Origin of the sequence: Sphingomonas sp. (genome assembly GCF_042095875.1) — a bacterium.
Classification (GTDB): Bacteria; Pseudomonadota; Alphaproteobacteria; order Sphingomonadales; family Sphingomonadaceae; genus Sphingomonas.
The window spans coordinates 17934-33959 of the sequence record NZ_JBELMJ010000036.1 but is presented as its reverse complement, the minus strand read 5'-3'; the positions used below and the strand labels follow the sequence as shown (position 1 = coordinate 33959).

Annotated in this window: 15 protein-coding genes; 4 read left to right on the top strand and 11 right to left on the bottom strand. The window is 70.6% G+C overall.

Annotated features, from left to right (window positions below):
* The 9 genes from ACFDS6_RS12555 to ACFDS6_RS12515 all read right to left on the bottom strand — a co-directional run.
* On the bottom strand, positions 1–695 hold a 695-nt coding region (locus tag ACFDS6_RS12555), incomplete at its 3' end, for a PhoH family protein (RefSeq protein WP_375272516.1).
* Positions 696–779: 84 nt separating this feature from the next.
* Positions 780–2102: a tRNA (N6-isopentenyl adenosine(37)-C2)-methylthiotransferase MiaB gene (miaB, locus tag ACFDS6_RS12550; RefSeq protein WP_375272515.1), complete on the bottom strand. Its 1323-nt coding sequence runs from the start codon at positions 2100–2102 to the stop codon at positions 780–782.
* 33 nt (positions 2103–2135) lie between these two features.
* Positions 2136–2849 carry a lysophospholipid acyltransferase family protein gene (locus ACFDS6_RS12545; RefSeq protein WP_375272514.1) on the bottom strand — a complete coding sequence of 238 codons (714 nt, stop codon included), beginning with the start codon at positions 2847–2849 and terminating at the stop codon, positions 2136–2138.
* A 23-nt stretch (positions 2850–2872) separates the two neighbouring features.
* Positions 2873–3295, bottom strand: a complete 423-nt coding sequence (locus tag ACFDS6_RS12540) for a Fur family transcriptional regulator (protein ID WP_019517064.1) — start codon at positions 3293–3295, stop codon at positions 2873–2875.
* A 75-nt stretch (positions 3296–3370) separates the two neighbouring features.
* A complete protein-coding gene (gene rimI / locus ACFDS6_RS12535) occupies positions 3371–3844 on the bottom strand; it encodes a ribosomal protein S18-alanine N-acetyltransferase (protein ID WP_375272513.1) in 474 nt (157 codons plus the stop codon).
* Positions 3841–4491, bottom strand: coding sequence for a tRNA (adenosine(37)-N6)-threonylcarbamoyltransferase complex dimerization subunit type 1 TsaB (gene tsaB, locus ACFDS6_RS12530; RefSeq protein WP_375272512.1), 651 nt, complete (start codon positions 4489–4491; stop codon positions 3841–3843). Before tsaB ends, rimI begins: the two co-directional genes overlap by 4 nt.
* A gap of 57 nt (positions 4492–4548) precedes the next feature.
* Positions 4549–5142, bottom strand: a complete 594-nt coding sequence (locus tag ACFDS6_RS12525) for a malonic semialdehyde reductase (RefSeq protein WP_375272511.1) — start codon at positions 5140–5142, stop codon at positions 4549–4551.
* 42 nt (positions 5143–5184) lie between these two features.
* The gene (locus ACFDS6_RS12520; RefSeq protein WP_375272510.1) at positions 5185–5757 is read right to left on the bottom strand and encodes a NifU family protein; all 573 of its coding nucleotides are present in this window, start codon (positions 5755–5757) and stop codon (positions 5185–5187) included.
* Positions 5758–5836: 79 nt separating this feature from the next.
* Positions 5837–6685 carry an aspartyl/asparaginyl beta-hydroxylase domain-containing protein gene (locus ACFDS6_RS12515; protein ID WP_375272509.1) on the bottom strand — a complete coding sequence of 283 codons (849 nt, stop codon included), beginning with the start codon at positions 6683–6685 and terminating at the stop codon, positions 5837–5839.
* 223 nt (positions 6686–6908) lie between these two features.
* Between ACFDS6_RS12515 and ACFDS6_RS12510 the strand changes: the two genes are divergently transcribed.
* Positions 6909–9860 (top strand): M16 family metallopeptidase, encoded by a 2952-nt coding sequence (locus ACFDS6_RS12510; RefSeq protein WP_375272508.1) that lies wholly within the window; start codon positions 6909–6911, stop codon positions 9858–9860.
* Positions 9861–9876: 16 nt separating this feature from the next.
* Positions 9877–10830 (top strand): 2OG-Fe(II) oxygenase, encoded by a 954-nt coding sequence (locus ACFDS6_RS12505; RefSeq protein WP_375272507.1) that lies wholly within the window; start codon positions 9877–9879, stop codon positions 10828–10830.
* On the opposite strand, the gene ACFDS6_RS12500 is transcribed toward ACFDS6_RS12505, so the two are convergent.
* A complete protein-coding gene (locus tag ACFDS6_RS12500) occupies positions 10827–12581 on the bottom strand; it encodes an AMP-dependent synthetase/ligase (RefSeq protein ID WP_375272517.1) in 1755 nt (584 codons plus the stop codon). The genes ACFDS6_RS12505 and ACFDS6_RS12500 overlap by 4 nt on opposite strands.
* Before the next feature lie 347 nt (positions 12582–12928).
* Between ACFDS6_RS12500 and ggt the strand changes: the two genes are divergently transcribed.
* A complete protein-coding gene (gene ggt, locus ACFDS6_RS12495; protein ID WP_375272506.1) occupies positions 12929–14758 on the top strand; it encodes a gamma-glutamyltransferase in 1830 nt (609 codons plus the stop codon).
* On the opposite strand, the gene ACFDS6_RS12490 is transcribed toward ggt, so the two are convergent.
* The gene (locus ACFDS6_RS12490; protein ID WP_375272505.1) at positions 14705–15727 is read right to left on the bottom strand and encodes a quinone-dependent dihydroorotate dehydrogenase; all 1023 of its coding nucleotides are present in this window, start codon (positions 15725–15727) and stop codon (positions 14705–14707) included. The two genes, ggt and ACFDS6_RS12490, sit on opposite strands and share 54 nt — an antisense overlap.
* Here ACFDS6_RS12490 and ACFDS6_RS12485 point away from each other — a divergent pair.
* Positions 15726–16025 carry a hypothetical protein gene (locus tag ACFDS6_RS12485; protein WP_375272504.1) on the top strand — a complete coding sequence of 100 codons (300 nt, stop codon included), beginning with the start codon at positions 15726–15728 and terminating at the stop codon, positions 16023–16025. The genes ACFDS6_RS12490 and ACFDS6_RS12485 overlap by 2 nt on opposite strands.
* Position 16026: the final 1 nt, after the last annotated feature.

The following is a 16026-nucleotide window of genomic DNA, read 5'->3' as shown; positions in this document are numbered from 1 at the left end:
GGCGCGATCTCGATCTCGCCGCTCGCGATCCGCCGCTCGACCTGCTCGGCGGGCAAGCAGTCGTACAGTGCGTCGTACAGCGGGCGAAGATAGGGATCGACCTTCTCCTTCATGTCGCCCGGCAGGAAGCCCAGCCGCTCGCCCGCCTCGACCGCGGGGCGCGACAGGATCAGGCGCTGGACGCTGCCGGTGATCAGCTGCGCCACCGCCTGCGCGACCGCAATATAGGTCTTGCCGGTGCCGGCGGGGCCGAGCGCGAAGATCATGTCGTGCGTGGTAAGCTCGCGCATGTAATGCGCCTGCGCGGCGGTGCGCGGCACGATCGTCTTCTTGCGCGTGCGGATCATCACCGACGGCGCACCCGGACCGGCGTCGGCGCGGATGATGCCGGTCAGCACCGGCTCCGCCGCCATCGCGATCGACGCGTCGACCAGGCCGGTGTCGACCTCCTCGCCGCGTTGCAGCCGCTGGTACAGGTCGTTCAGCACGTCGCGCGCCAGCGCGACCTGCTCGGCGGTGCCCTCCAGTCCGACGCGGTTGCCGCGCGCGGTGATGTACACCCCCAGCCGGTTCTCCAGCGCGACCAGATGCTGGTCATATTGTCCGAACAGCTGCACCAGCAGTTGCGGCTTGTCGAACAACAGTTCGACGCGGGAACGATCGCCCATCTGGGCGGGGGCAGGCTTGCGACTCATGCGGTCCTTTCACTCACCTGCCCAAGGTGAGCACTCGCGGGCGCGCGCGCAACTATCGCGTGCGCGACGCGTGAAGAATTGCGGTCAGGCGGCGACCGCGACGCGTGCCTCGCCCGCCAGCGAGTTCGGCCCCGCCTGCGTCAGCACGACCTCCACCACGTCGCCGATCGCGTAATCGCCGATCAGATGCACCGATTGCAGCCAAGGCGACTTGCCGAGCCACTGGCCGGGCAGCTTGCCGCGCCGCTCGACCAACACGCTGCACGTCCGCCCAACGGTGTCCACGTTGAACGCCGCCTGATCGCGATTGAGCGCGGCCTGCAGGCGTTGCAGGCGATCGTCCATCACATCGGCTGCGACCTGACCGGTCATGTCGGCCGCCGGCGTGCCGGGCCGCGGGCTGTACTTGAACGAGAACGCCTGCGCGTAGCCGACCGCGTCCACCAGGCTCAGCGTCTCGGCGAAGTCCACCTCGCTCTCGCCGGGAAAGCCGACGATGAAGTCGCCCGACAGCGCAATGTCGGGCCGCGCGTCGCGGATACGGTCGAGCAGGCGCGAGTAGCTGTCGCGCGTGTGGCTGCGGTTCATCGCCCTGAGCACCCGGTCCGCCCCCGCCTGCACCGGCAGGTGCAGGAACGGCATCAGCGACTCCACGTCGCGGTGCGCGTCGATCAATCCCTGCCGCATGTCGTTGGGGTGGCTCGTCGTGTAGCGGATGCGCGACAGCGCCGGGATGCGGTCCATCGCGCGGATCAGGTCGTGCAGGCCCCGGCCGTCCGCATCCTCCCACGCGTTGACGTTCTGCCCCAGCAACGTGATCTCGCGCGCGCCCGCGTCGACCAGCGCCTTTGCCTCATCAAGCACCTGCGCGAACGAGCGGCTGACCTCGGCGCCGCGCGTGTACGGCACGACGCAATAGGTGCAGAACTTGTCGCACCCCTCCTGCACGGTCAGGAAGGCGCTCGGTCCGACCTTTCGCCGGGCGGGCAACGCGCCGAACTTGGAGGCGAGCGGCATGTCGGTGTCGAGCGCCGCCGTACCCGAGGCGGCGTCGGCGACGAGACGCGGCAGGTTGTGATACGCCTGCGGCCCCACCACCACGTCGACCTTGGCGCGGCGCACGATCTCCGCGCCCTCGGCCTGCGCGACGCAGCCCGCCACCGCGATCATCGGCGCGCGCCCGTCCTTGCCGGCATGCTTCCGGATGCGGCCGATGTCCGAATAGACCTTCTCGGTCGCCTTCTCGCGGATGTGGCAGGTGTTGAGCACGACGAGGTCGGCGTTGTTGGCGTCGTCGGTCGCGACCAGGCCGTCGGCCGCCATCAACTCGGCCATGCGCTCGCCATCGTAGACATTCATCTGGCAGCCGAACGACTTGACGTGAAAGGTTTTCGGGGGCGATTTCATGCGCGTGCGCATAGGGCAAAGCGCTGCGAACCGCTACCGTGCGGCAGCGATCCGCGCGCGCGCCTCGGCCGCGATCGCCTTGCGGTCGCCGACCGGCGCGAAAGGTTCGAGGAATTGCAGCGTCGCGGTGAAGCGCCCGGCGCGCGCCAGCACGCGGCGCGCGTGGTCGATGCCGGGCTCGTCCCCGACCCAGGCGAGCTCGGCCGTCGCCGCGCCGTAATCGATCCTGACCGGCTGCACCATCAGCCCCGCCGGTGCCGGATCGAGCGCGCCGAGCAGCGCCGCCTTGAACGGCAGCAGCGTCACGCCGTCACCGGTCGTGCCTTCGGGGAAAATCGTCACCGGCCACGGCTGTGCCAGCGCGTCACGCAACTGCGCCACCTGCGCCGCGACGTTCATCCGCTCGCCGCGCGCGACGAAGATCGTGTGGTTGAGCGTGCACAGCCAGCCGATCAGCGGCACGTCGCGCAGCTCGGCCTTGGCGACGAACGCGGTGCCGTTGCTGCCCGCGAGCAGCAGGATGTCGATCCAGCTCAGGTGATTGGACAGCACCACCACGTCGCGGCGCAGCGGTTGCCCGACGACGCGCACCCGCGCGCCTACGATCCGCGCCACCGTCCCCAGGAAGCGCCGCGGCCAGCGGGAGGGCGCGCGCACCAGCCGCCAGGCGCCGTGCAGCAGCAGCCCGGCCAGCAGCGCGACGACGAGCAGCACCAGCCGCGCCGCCGTCCATAACGCGCCGGTCACGCGTGGGGCCTTCCCCGGCGTCCTCAATCCTTGCGGCTGAGGCTGACGCCGTACAATTCCATCCGGTGATCGACCAGGCGGAAGCCCAGCTTCTCCGCGATCGCCTTCTGCAATTGCTCCAGCTCCGGGTCGACGAACTCGATCACCTTGCCCGTCTCAACGTCGATCAGGTGGTCGTGGTGCGCCTCCGGACTCGGCTCGTACCGCGCGCGCCCGTCCCCGAAATCGTGGCGGTCGAGGATGCCGGCCTCCTCGAACAGGCGCACCGTGCGGTACACGGTCGCGATCGAGATGCCGGAGTCGATCTTCGACGCGCGCTCGTACACCTTTTCCACGTCGGGGTGGTCGTCGGCTTCGGACAGGACGCGCGCGATGACGCGGCGCTGCTCGGTGATGCGCAGGCCCTTCTGGTGGCAAAGGGCTTCGAGATCGATGTTACGGGGCATGGCTTTGCTCTTAGTGCGTCAGGCTTGTTGCGAAAAGCGCTAGCGACTCGCAACAAGCTCAGACGTTTCGCGCGCCTACACGTCTCTCGCGTAGGTGTGCGCGTCGAAACTCTCACCCGACTTGGCGCGGTAGTAGCCGCGCCGCTCACCCGCCTTCGCGAAGCCGTGCGCCACGTAGAGCGCGACCGCGGGATTGTTCGCGCGCACCTCCAGGTGCACTCGGTGAACCCCGCGCCCGCGGCACTCGGCGAGCATCGAGCGCATCAGCGCGCCCGCCACGCCGCGGCGGCGGTGCGCGGGATCGACCGCGATCAGCAGCAGCTCTGCCTCGTCCATGATCCCGCGCACCAGCGCGAAGCCGACCACCTCGCCCGCCGCCTTCGCCAGCGTCAGCCACACGCCGGGCATGGTCAGGATGCCGACGCACTGCGCGCGCGTCCACGCCTCGCCGTAGCGCGGCTCGAACGCCGCCTGCATCACGCGGTCGACCGCGTCGGCGTCGCTGACGCGCCCGCTGGCGAGCTCAACCAGGTGAAGCTGCGTGCTCACCGCGGCTCCTTGGGCGTGGGCAGCTTCGCGTCGGGCGCGCGGCCGTAGAGCGGGGCAGGGGGCAGCGCGCGATAGTCGGGCGGCAGCAGCAGCGCGCTCGCGGCGTCGGGCCACGCCTCGACCACCGGCAAACCCGGCTCCACGTCGGCGAGCCAGCGCGTCCCGCTGCCGATCGCGCGGCGACCCGCCAGCGCGGCGAGCGCGGCGTCGGGGCGGAGCGACTGCACCTCGCCCAGCGCGCGGAAAGGGGCGGCGAACGCCTGCATGAAGACCTCACCGTGCCCGCCTTCGGTCACCACCGCAAGCTCGGGCGAGACCCCGCCCGCCTCGTCCCCGACCAGCGCCGCCGCCGCGATCAGCGCCAGCGCGCTGTACCCGCGCGCCTGCGCGCTCCAGCCGAGCGCCAGCGCGCGCGCCGCGGCGATCCCGACGCGGATGCCGGTGAAGCTGCCCGGCCCGACATCGACCAGTATATGCGACGCGCGTCCGTTGTCCGGCAGCTCGGCGATCATCGGCAGCAATCGTTCGGCGTGGCCGCGCCCGACCACGTCGTGGCGGCGCGCTATAAGCACATCGTCCTCGAACAGGGCGACCGAGCAAGCGGCGGTGGCGGTGTCGATGACGAGCAGGCGCGATGCGCAGCTCACGTCAGCGGCTCGGGAAACAGCGGAACCATTGCGCAGGCTTTCGCCGCCCGCGCGGCTTCATGCAACCGTGTTGAACTTCTCGAACGCCGGACGAGGGCTGCGCCCGTACACCGACGACGGATCGCCGTGGCCGATCGTCATGATGAAGTTGGTGCGCACCGCGGGACTGTTGGTGAAGAACGCCTGGTCGACCGCGCCGGCGTCGAACCCCGACATCGCGCCGGTGTCGAACCCCAGCGCGCGCGCCGCCAGCACCAGATACGCGCCCTGCAGCGACGAGTTGCGGAACGCCGATGCCTCGCGCAGCTCGCGGTTGCCGGTGAACCAGCTCTTCGCGTCGGTGTGCGGGAACAGCTCTGGCAGATGCTCGTGGAACTCGGTGTCCATGCCGACGATCACCGTCACCGGCGCACCCAGCACCTTGGGCTTGTTTGCCTCCGAGCAGCAGTCGGCGAGCTTCGCCTTCGCCGCGTCAGAGGTGCACCACACCAGTCGCGCGGGCAGCTGATTGGCCGAGGTCGGCCCCATCTTCGCCAGATCCCAGATCGCGCGGCAATCGTCCTCGCTCACCGGCTGGTCGTTGTAGCCGTTGTAGCTGCGGGCGGTGCGGAACAGCTGATCGAGCGCGGTGTCGTTGAGCGGCTGGGGCATCATAACTCCGGATGGTCAGGGCAGGCAGGGCAGAGCCACGGATCAGACCGCGCGTACCTCGCTCACTTCCGGCACGTAGTAGCGTAGCAGCTGCTCGATGCCGTTCTTCAACGTTGCGCTCGACGACGGGCAGCCCGCGCACGCGCCCTGCATCCGCAGGTACACCTTCCCCTTGTCGAAGCCGCGATAGACGATGTCGCCGCCGTCGTTCGCCACCGCCGGACGCACGCGCGTGTCGATCAGGTCCTTGATCTGCGCCACGATGTCCGCGTCGGCGGGATCGTCGGCGAAGGCTTCCTCCTCCGCCGGCACCGAGAAGTCGGCGGAAGCCGGGCGAAACAGCGGCATCTGCGCTGCGAAATGATCCATCAGGATGCCGAGCACGTCGGGCTTGAGCGTCGCCCAGGCGGTGCCCGGCGCCGCGGTGACCGACACGAAGTCGCGCCCGAAGAATACGCCGGTTACGTCGCCCAGGTCGAACAGCGCCTGCGCCAGCGGGCTTGCCTCCGCTTCCTCGGGCGTTGCGAAGTCACGGGTGCCCGCGTCCATCACGATGCGGTTGGGCAGGAACTTCAGGGTCGCCGGGTTCGGCGTAGTCTCGGTCTCGATCAGCATCGCCGCGATGTGGCGCGCGTGGGCGGTCGGATCAAGCGGGTAGCGCGAAAGCGATCGTATCGGCGCGCGGACCCGCGCTTCACACGTCCAGCTGCTTCACCGCCGCGTTCCACTTGGCGACGTTGTCGCGCGCTTCCTGCACGAATGCGCTTCGCTTGACGAAGCCGAGGAACAGGTCCGCGAACCACCGGCCCGGTTGCCGCAGCGGCCGCTCGAACTGGATCAACAGAACGACGCGCGTGCTTTCGGTGTCGTTCCACACCTCGTGGTCGTAGGTGTCGTCGAACACCAGCGTCTGCCCCTCCGACCAGCGGACGACGCGGTCGTCGACGCGCATGCGCACGTCGCCGTCGCGCGGCACGATCAATCCCAGGTGGCAGGTGATCAGCCCCTTGGTGACGCCGCGATGCGCCGGGATGTGCGTGCCCGGCGCCAGGATCGAGAAGAACGCCGAATTCAACCCCGGGATCGCCTCGATCGCCGCCTTGGTCCGCGGGCAGCGCGCGAGATTGTCGTCGATCGGGTAACCGTAGCCCCACAGAAAGAACGACCGCCACTTGTCGACCTCCGCGATCGAGCGGTGGTCGGGCGAGATCGTCGCCAAGCTCGGCGCGGCATGGCCGACCAGCGCGACCGCGGTGGCCTCCGCGCGGATCGCTTCCCACTCGTCCCGCAGGCTCTGCGTCCAGGCGAAATCACGCACGTCCAGCACGGGGTCGTTCGGCACCAGCGACGATCCCGCGATCAACCGGTCGAAGATCCCGCGCAGATGCTTGCCGACGCGGATGATCAGCGGGCGGTTGCCCTCCGCCTTCAACGCAGCCCCCGGTACCGGCGCGCCCGAGATGACGTTCAGGTCGGGCACGATCGCGGCATCGTCCGCGTCGCTGCGCCACATGCGTGGATTGGCGACCTTTTCTGCAATCATCGCTGCGTCCCGTGCTTGCCTCACCCGGCCCGACGTGCGTGCACCATCCCGAGCGGCAGCGTCGCCGCTAGCGGCGTATCGCGACGAAATGATGGCACTCGTCGGGCAAAGCGTGAATGGGTGAGGGTGCGCGGGTAAGCGAGTGTTTCCCTGAGCCTTTCCCGTCCGTCAGCGTACGGGCGGGCGTTGCGGAGCCGCCGCGCGACGCCTACAGAAGGCGCATATGAATCTTTCCGCACGCGCGCTGTCGAAGCCGCTCGTCGCCTTTCTCCTCGCCACCGCGCTCGTACCGGCCGCCGCTGGGCAGCGCGTCGGGAACGGCAAGCCGGCTCCCGCGGTAAAGGCGTCGACGCCCGACGCCACGCCGGTCGATCCCGCCTCGGTCAAGGTCGACACCGCGCCGTGGCTGTTCAAGGGATCGGACATCCCACCTGATCCGGCGTGGTATTTCGGGCGCTTGCCCAACGGGCTGCGCTACGCGGTGCGCAAGAACGGCGTGCCGCCCGGCCAGGTCGCGGTGCGCGTCCGCATCGACGCGGGCTCGCTGTATGAGAAGGATTCGGAGCAGGGCTTCGCGCACCTGATCGAGCATCTGTCGTTCCGCGGCTCCAAATACGTCCCCGATGGCGAGGCGAAGCGCGTGTGGCAGCGCTTCGGCGCGACCTTCGGCTCCGACTCGAACGCCTCCACCACTCCGACGCAGACCGTGTACAAGCTCGACCTGCCCGGCGCGACGCAGGCGAACTTGGACGAGAGCCTCAAGATCTTCGCCGGCATGATGGCCGACCCGGCGATCACCGCGCAGGGGCTCGCCGCCGAGCGCCCGGCGGTGCTCGCCGAGCAGCGCGAGGCGCCGGGGCCGCAGGTCCGCTACGGCGACGCGCTGCGCCAGACCTTCTTCGCCGGGCAACCGCTCGCCGACCGCTCGCCGATCGGAACGATCAAGACGCTTGAGGCGGCGACCCCGGCGGCGGTGCAGGCGTTCCACGATCGCTGGTATCGGCCGGAGAACACGGTGGTGATCCTGTCGGGCGATATCGATCCCGCGATCGCCGCGTCGCTGATCGTCAAGAATTTCGCGAGCTGGACCGGCCACGGCCCGGCGGTTCCCGCCCCCGATTTCGGCAAGCCCGATCCGAACGCGCCGCCGACGAAGACGGTGGTCGAGCCCTCGCTGCCGCCGATCGTCGCCACCGCGGTGCTGCGCCCGTGGGAGTACCGCGACGACACGATCATCTTCAACCAGAAGCGGCTGGTCGACTTCGTCGCGCTGCGCGTCATCAACCGCCGGCTGGAAACGCGCGCGCGCGCCGGCGGCAGCTTCCTCCAGGCGTCGGTCAGCCTCGATGACGTTTCGCGCTCCGCCAACGCGACGCTGACCAACATCGTGCCGCTCGGCGACGATTGGGAAGCGGCGCTCAAGGACGTGCGCGCGGTGATCGCCGACGCGATGGCGAACCCTCCGACGCAGGCCGAGATCGACCGCGAGCTGACCGAGTTCGACGCCGCGATGAAGAACGACGTCGCCACCGCGCGCGTCGAGGCCGGGTCGAAGCAGGCCGACGACATGGTCGGCGCGCTCGACATCCGCGAAACCGTCGCGGGGCCGGAAACCTCGTACAAGATCCTGCAGGACGCGCGCGCCAAGGGCTTCTTCACCCCCGCCGCGATGCTTGAATCGACCAACCGCCTGTTCAAGGGCGACGCGACCCGCGCTTTGCTCAACACCCGCACGCCCGACGCCGGCGCCGCGGCCAAGCTCGCCGCTGCGCTCAAGGCCGACGTGTCGAAGCTAGCGGGCAAGCGCAGCCAGCAGGCCGCGGTCGACTTCTCCAAGGTGCCCAAGCTCGGCACGCCGGGCAAGGTAACCGCGCGCGTCACCGTCTCGGCCGATCCCGGCATCGAGCAGGTGACCTTCTCCAACGGCGTGCGCGCGCTGCTCTACCCCAATTCGTCGGAGACGGGCCGCGTCTACCTGCGCGTGCGCTTCGGGCGCGGGAACCTCGCGCTGCCCGGCGACAAGCCCACCGTCGCCTGGGCGGGCGACAACGCGCTGGTCGCGAGCGGCATCGGCAAGCTCCGCCAGGGCGATCTAGACCAGCTCACCGCCGGGCGCCGCATGGGGCTCGACTTCGACATCGGCGACGACGCCTTCACCTTGAGCGCGATCACCACGCCGGGCGATTACGCCGACAATCTGACGCTGATGGCGGCGAAGCTCGCCGCTCCCGGCTGGGACCCGCAACCGGTCGCGCGCGCGCGCGCCGCGGCACTCGCTGGCTACGCCGGCCTGTCGTCGTCGCCCGACGGCGTGCTGTCGCGCGACCTGGAGCGGTTGCTGCGCGCCGGCGACCCGCGCTGGGGCACGCCGACGCTTTCGCAGATCGAGGCGCTGAACGCCGCCGACTTCCGCCGCCTGTTCGAGCCGCTGCTCGCCACCGGTCCGATCGAGGTCGACGTGTTCGGCGACGTCAAGGCGGAGGAGGCGATCGCCGCGATCGCCAAGAGCTTCGGGGCGCTCAAGCCCCGCACGCCCGCGCCGACCAGCAGCGCGGCCGTTCGATTCCCGGCGCACAACGCGACGCCCGTGCTCCTGACCCACGACGGCGCCGACACGCAGGCGGCGGCGGTGATCGCCTGGCCGACCGGCGGCGGTTCCGCCGACCACGCCGAGGCGCGCCGGCTCGATGTCCTCGCTGCGGTCTTCTCAGACCGCCTGTTCGAGCGGCTCCGCTCGGTCGCGGGCGCGAGCTACTCGCCGAGCGCGCAGAGCCAGTGGCCGACCGGCCTGCCCGGCGGCGGGCGCCTGGTCGCGCTGGGACAGGTCGCCCCCGACCGCGTGCCCTTGTTCTTCCAGCTCTCGCGCCAGATCGCGGCCGAGCTGGTGTCGACCCCGATCGGCCCCGACGAGCTCAGGCGCACGATCGGGCCGATGCTCCAGTACATGGCGCGCGCTTCGTCGGGTAATCAGTTCTGGCTCGCGCAGCTGCAGGGCGGCAGCTTCGATCCCAAGCGGGTCGAGGCGACGCAGAGCCTCGTCACCGATATGACGGGGATCACCCCCGAGTCGCTACAAGCCACCGCGGCGAAATACCTGCGCCCGGAGAAGGACTGGACGCTGGCGGTGATGCCGAAGGCTCCCGCCGGGTCCGCCGGCTCAGCCGCCGGCAAGTAAGCGAGCGGGGGGCGGCATGTCGGCGGCGGCGCTGCGGCAGGAGCTGGAGGCGACGGCGCGCCGCGGCGGTCTGCCCGCCGCCGTCGAGCTGCTCCGCACTCGCGCCGAGGCGGGCGAGCTGCCCGCGCTCGAGATGCTGGCACACTGGCATCTGTGGGGCAGCTACGTGCCGCGCGACCCGGCGGCCGGCTACGCCGTGCTGACCCGCGCGGCGGAGTTGGGCTCGACCGAGGCGGCGCTGACGCGCGCCGCGCTGCTCGCGACCGGCACCGGCGTCGCGGTGAACGTGGCGGCGGCGGCAGAGGTCGTCCGCACCGTCGCCGATCGCTCGCCGCTCGCCGCGCGGCAGCTGGCGTTGCTCGACACGCAGCCCGTGCCACCGGCGGCGCGTGTCGTCCAGGCCGACCCTCACGTCGCGGTGATCGACGGGCTGCTCAGCGCCGATGAGTGCCGCTACCTGATCGACACGGTCGGCCCGCGCGTGCAGCCGTCGATGGTGGTCGACCCCGCCACGCGGCGGCGCATCCCCAACCCGGTCCGCGATTCGCACGGCACCAACGTGTCGCCGGTCGACGAGGACATGGTCGTCAACGCGATCAACCGCCGCGTCGCCGCCGCGACCGGGACCGACTGGGCGCAGGGCGAGCCGCTCCACCTGCTGCGCTACGCGGTCGGGCAGCAGTACAAGCCGCACTTCGACGCGCTGCCCGGCGTCGACAATCAGCGCTCGATCACCGTGCTGCTCTACCTCAACGACGATTTCGCCGGCGGGGAGACGTGGTTCAAAAACGGGCTCACGTTGCGCGGTCGCGCGGGCGACGCGATCGTGTTCCGCAACCTGACCGACGACGGTCACGTCGACCGCCGCACCGAACATGCCGGACTGCCGGTCACCGCGGGCGTGAAATGGCTCGCGACGCGCTGGATACGCCAGCGCAGTTTCGATCCGTGGAGCGGGCAGGGCGGCTAGGCGCCCTTGTACAATCCCTCCAGCCGCTCGCCGTAGATCTGCCGCAGCACGTGGCGCCTGATCTTCAGGCTCGGCGTCAGTTGCTCGTTCTCGATGGCGAACGGCTCGTCGGCGATGATCCAGCGGCGGACCCGCTCCACCACCGACAGCTCGCGGTTGGTGCGGTCGACCGCCTTCTGCAGCGCGGCACGATAGTCCTGGTTGCCGACCAGCCCGCGATAGCCGCCCGCCACACCGTTGCCGCGCGCCCAATCCTGCGTCCACTCGGCGTCGGGCACCAGCACCGCCACCATGTGCGGCTTGCGGTCGCCGGTGATCATCGCCTGCGCGATCTCGGGCTGGAGGGTCAGCATGCCCTCGACCTTGGCGGGGGCGACATTGTCGCCCTTGTCGTTGATGATCAGGTCCTTCTTGCGATCGGTGATGCGGATGCGCCCGCGATCGTCGATCTCGCCGATGTCGCCGGTGTGGAGCCAGTCGTCGTGCAGCACGCGCGCGGTCTCGGCCGGGTTGCGCCAGTAACCATGCATCACCAGCTCGCCCTTCACCAGGATCTCGCCGTCTCCCGCGATCCGCACCTCCGTATTGTCCAGCGCGGGGCCGACCCCGTCCATCGTCACGCCGGCGGACGGCCGGTTGCACGAGATCACCGGCGCCGCCTCGGTCTGGCCGTAGCCCTGCAGGAAGGTGAGCCCGAGCGACTGGAAGAACACGCCCACCTCGGGCGTCAGCGGCGCCCCGCCCGAGATCATCGCCTTGATCCGCCCGCCGAACTTCTTGGCGATCTTGGGCTTGAACAGCGCGTCGACCAGCAACGCCTTGGGCCGATCGGCGAGGCGCAGCGTACCGGTGTAGCGCTTCGTCCCGATGTCGAGCGCCGCCGACAGCAACCGCGCCGACATGCCGCCCTGCTTCTCGATCGCCTTGCTGATCCGCGTGCGCAGCACCTCGAACAGTCGCGGCACGACGAACATGATCGTCGGGCGCACTTCCTCGATGTTGGCGGCGAGCTTCTCGATCCCTTCCGCGTAGTAGATCTGCCCGCCCATCCCGATCGGGAAATGCTGCCCGCCGGTATGCTCGTACGCGTGGCTGAGCGGCAGGAACGACAGGAACACCTCGTCGCCCCAGCCGAAATCCTCCGCGACCACCGCCGAGCAGCCCGCGACATTGTGCAGGATCGCGCCGTGGTGCTGCATCACCCCGCGCGGAGCCCCGCCGGTGCCTGAGGTGTAGATGATGCACGCCAGATCCTCGCGCGCGAAATCGGCCCCGGCGCGCGCTTCCGCCACGTTCGCCGGGTGCGTGTCGATCAGCGTCTGCCAGTCGTAGACGTCGAACGGCGTCTGCCCGAGCCGCACCGGATCGATCCCGATCAGGATCTGCGGCTGGATCGAGCGCAGGATCGCGGGCATCAGCGTCCGCGCGAGCTTGTCGGTCGAGACGATCACCGCCTTCGCGCCCGAATTCTCGATGATGTGCGTGTGGTCGCGCTCGGTGTTGGTGGTGTAGGTCGGCACCGTCACCGCGCCCGCCGCCATGATCGCCAGGTCGGACAGGCACCATTCGGGGCGGTTCTCGCTCACCAGCATGACGCGGTCGCCGCGCTCCACGCCGATCGCGGTCAGCGCGGCGGCCAAACGCGCGACCTTCTCCGCCGCCTCGCGCCACGTGATCGGCGCCCATGCCCCGTCGCGCTTCGCCCACAGGAACGGCGCGTCGCCCTTCTCGGCGGCGCGGGTGAAGAACATCGTGACCAGATTGGGGAAATGTTCCAGCCTGCGTGTCACCGATCATCCTCCCGCGCGCGGCCGTGATCGCGCCGCGCTTCGGCCTTGCTCTAGGGGCAGGGGCGAGGGGACGCTAGCCCGTGACAGCGACGCTTGATTGTGTCGAGAAGCCGATCGCCGCATCTGACACGCGAAGCCATGACGTTTGACCCGAACTAACGCACCGTTATTCCGGACTTGATCCGGGATCCCGCTTCCTTTTCTCGCGCCGAGAGAGAGAGAGAGCGGGACCCCGGATCGAGTCCGGGGTGACGATGGAGACCTGTTCGGTTTGGGTGATGCGCTGGAATGAACGCGCAAGCCGGATCGTGGACGCGCTCACCCGCGGGCGTTATCGCATCGCCATGCGCATCCGCCTGCTCGCCGCCGCCGCTCTCCTTCTCTCCTCCTGCGCGCAGGTGCCGCCAGCCGGTCCGCGCGCCGCTCCAGACACGGCGGCTGCGCCGCGCACGCCGGGCTTCGTCGTCGCCGCCAATCCGCTCGCGGTCGACGCGGGCATGGCGGTGCTGCGCCGCGGCGGCAGCGCGGTCGACGCCGCGGTCGCGGTGCAGGCGATGCTGTCGCTGGTCGAGCCGCAGAGTTCGGGCATCGGCGGCGGCGCGTTCATGACCTATTACGACGGCACCAAACGCGACGTCACCGTCTACGACGGCCGCGAGGTCGCGCCCGCGGGTGCGGCGCCCGACATGTTCCTCGATCCTGCCACGGGCAAGCCGCTGCCGTTCGCGCGCGCGGTGCTGTCGGGACGCGCGACCGGCGTCCCCGGCGCGGTGGCGATGCTGGCGCAGGCGCACCAACTGCACGGCGCGCTCGCGTGGAACACGCTGTTCGACGATGCGCAGCGTACCGCCCGCGACGGCTTCGTCGTCACGCCGCGGCTCGCGCACATGCTCGGCGGCAGCTTCGCCGAACTGTCCGCGCCCGACGTCCGGCGTTATTTCGCGCGGCCGGGCGGCGGGTTGCTCCAGGCCGGCGACCGGTTGCGCAACCCCGCCTACGCCGCCTTCCTCTCGCGCCTCGCCGCGCAGGGACCGGCTGCGCTCTACCGCGGGGAGACCGCGCGCCGCATCGTCGCGCGCGTCCACGCCGATCCGCTGTCCGGCAGCATGACCGAGGCCGATCTCGCCGCCTACGCGCCCGTCGCGCGCGCGCCGGTGTGCGGCGCGTGGCGCGTGTACCGCGTCTGCGCCGCGCCGCCGCCCGCCAGCGGCGTCGGGCTGATCGAGCTGCTCGGCCTGCTCGAACGCACCGACATCGCGCAGCGCGGTCCCGCCGATCCGCAGGCCTGGTACCTGTTCGCCGAGGCGAGCCGGCTGATGTACGCCGACCGCGACCGCTACGTCGCCGATCCCGCCTTCGTGCGCGTCCCCGTCGCGGGCATGATCGACCCCGCCTATCTCGACGCGCGCGCGCGGCTGATCGGCGCCAGCGCCGGCCCCGCGCCGGTCGCGGGCACGCCGCCCGGCGCCCCCGCCGCGGGCCCCGACGCCACGCGCGAGCCCGCCGGCACCTCGCACTTCATCGTCGGCGACGGCGCGGGCAACGTCGTGTCGATGACGACGACGGTTGAATCGATCTTCGGATCGGGCCGGATGGTCGACGGCTTCTTCCTCAACAACCAGATGACCGATTTCTCGTTCGCGCCGCGCGGGACCGATGGGCGCGCGGCGGTCAATGCGGTGGCGCCTGGCAAGCGCCCGCGCTCGTCGATGACCCCGCTCGTCCTGCTCGACCGCGACCGTCGCTTCGCCGGCGCGATCGGCTCGGCGGGCGGCAACGCGATCCTCGCCTATGTCGCGAAGTCGCTCGTCGCCGCGATCGACTGGAACCTGCCGACGCAGGAAGCGCTCGCGCAGCCCAACCTCGTCGCGCGCGGTGACGCGTTCAGGGGCGAGGTGACCAAGTTCCCGGCGCCGGTGCTCGCCGGCTTGGCCGCGCGCGGCGTCGCGCTGCGACCGGGGCAGGGCGAGGACTCGGGCGTCCACGCGATGATCGTGCGCAGCGGTGGCCGCTACGACGGTGGCTACGACCCGCGCCGCGAGGGCAAGGTGGTGGTCGAGGCGGTGCCCGCGCCGCGGATCAGGTCACGCGGCCCCGACCGCGTCCGCGACGCGCGCGAACCCGTCGCGGCGCAGTAACGCGTCCAGCTCGCGCAGGATGCGCGCGGGCAGCCCGGGCCCGCCGTAGACCATCGCGGAATAGACCTGCACCAGGCTCGCCCCGGCGCGGATGCGCGCATAGGCCTCCGCGCCCGTGTCCACGCCCCCGACCGCGATCAGCGGTAGCGCACCTCCCGTGGCGCGGCGGAAATCCGCCAGCCGCGCGCGCGCCAGCGGTCTGAGCGGCGCACCCGACAATCCGCCCGCCTCGCCCTTGTGCCGCGACTTGAGCGCGGGCCGCGACACGGTGGTGTTCCCCATGATCAGCGCGTCGACCCCGCCCTCGATCGCGGCGCGCGCGACGTCGTCGATCTGCGTCGGCGACAGATCGGGCGCGACCTTCAGGAACAGCGGCGTCGCACCCTTCACCGCGCTGGCCGCGGCGAGCAGCTCGCGCAGCGCCGCGCCTTCCTGCAGAACGCGCAGCCCCGGCGTGTTGGGCGAGCTGACGTTGATCGTGACGTAATCGGCGACCCGCGCCGCCGCGCTCACCCCCGCGACGTAATCCGCCACCCGGTCGGCCGCGTCCTTGTTCGCGCCGACGTTGATGCCCAGCACGCCGACGCGCTTCGCCGCAGCCGCGCGCGCGATCCCCGCCGCCTGCCCGCCGTTGTTGAACCCGAAGCGGTTGATGACGCCCGCGTCCTCGTGCAGCCGGAACAATCGCGGCCTGGCGTTCCCCGGCTGTGGCAGCGGGGTCAGCGTCCCGACCTCCACCGCGCCGAAGCCGAGCGCGAACCAGCCGGCGATCGCGCGCGCGTCCTTGTCGACCCCGGCGGCGAGCCCGAGCGGGTTGGCGAAGGTCAGCCCCGCGATCCGCGTCTCCAGCCGTGGCACGCGCGGCCGCATCGGCGCACCCGCCGCGCCCCAGGCGGACAGCAGCCGTATCGCGATGTTGTGGGCGCGTTCGGGGTCGAGCGAGCGGAGCAGGCGCATCGTGTCGGGCATGGCGCGCTTCTTCGCCGATCGCACCGCCGCGATCAAACCGGCATTTGCCGCGCGACTTGTAAGAAACGGGTCTCACCACGCTCCTTCCGTCCAATACTTCCGCCGCGCCGCGTGCTTGATCGTGCTTGCGACCCGAAGGGCTTCGTTCCATGCGAGGCTCTTTCACTCACGGCCCGGCACTCCCGCCGGGCCTTTTTTCGTGTCCACGCCTCCGATCAGCCTGATCGAGCTTTCCGCAGTGCAGCACGCGCTTGATTTCCGCGTCCGCGCGCGCCATCTGCCAATCGGAACAAACTGAT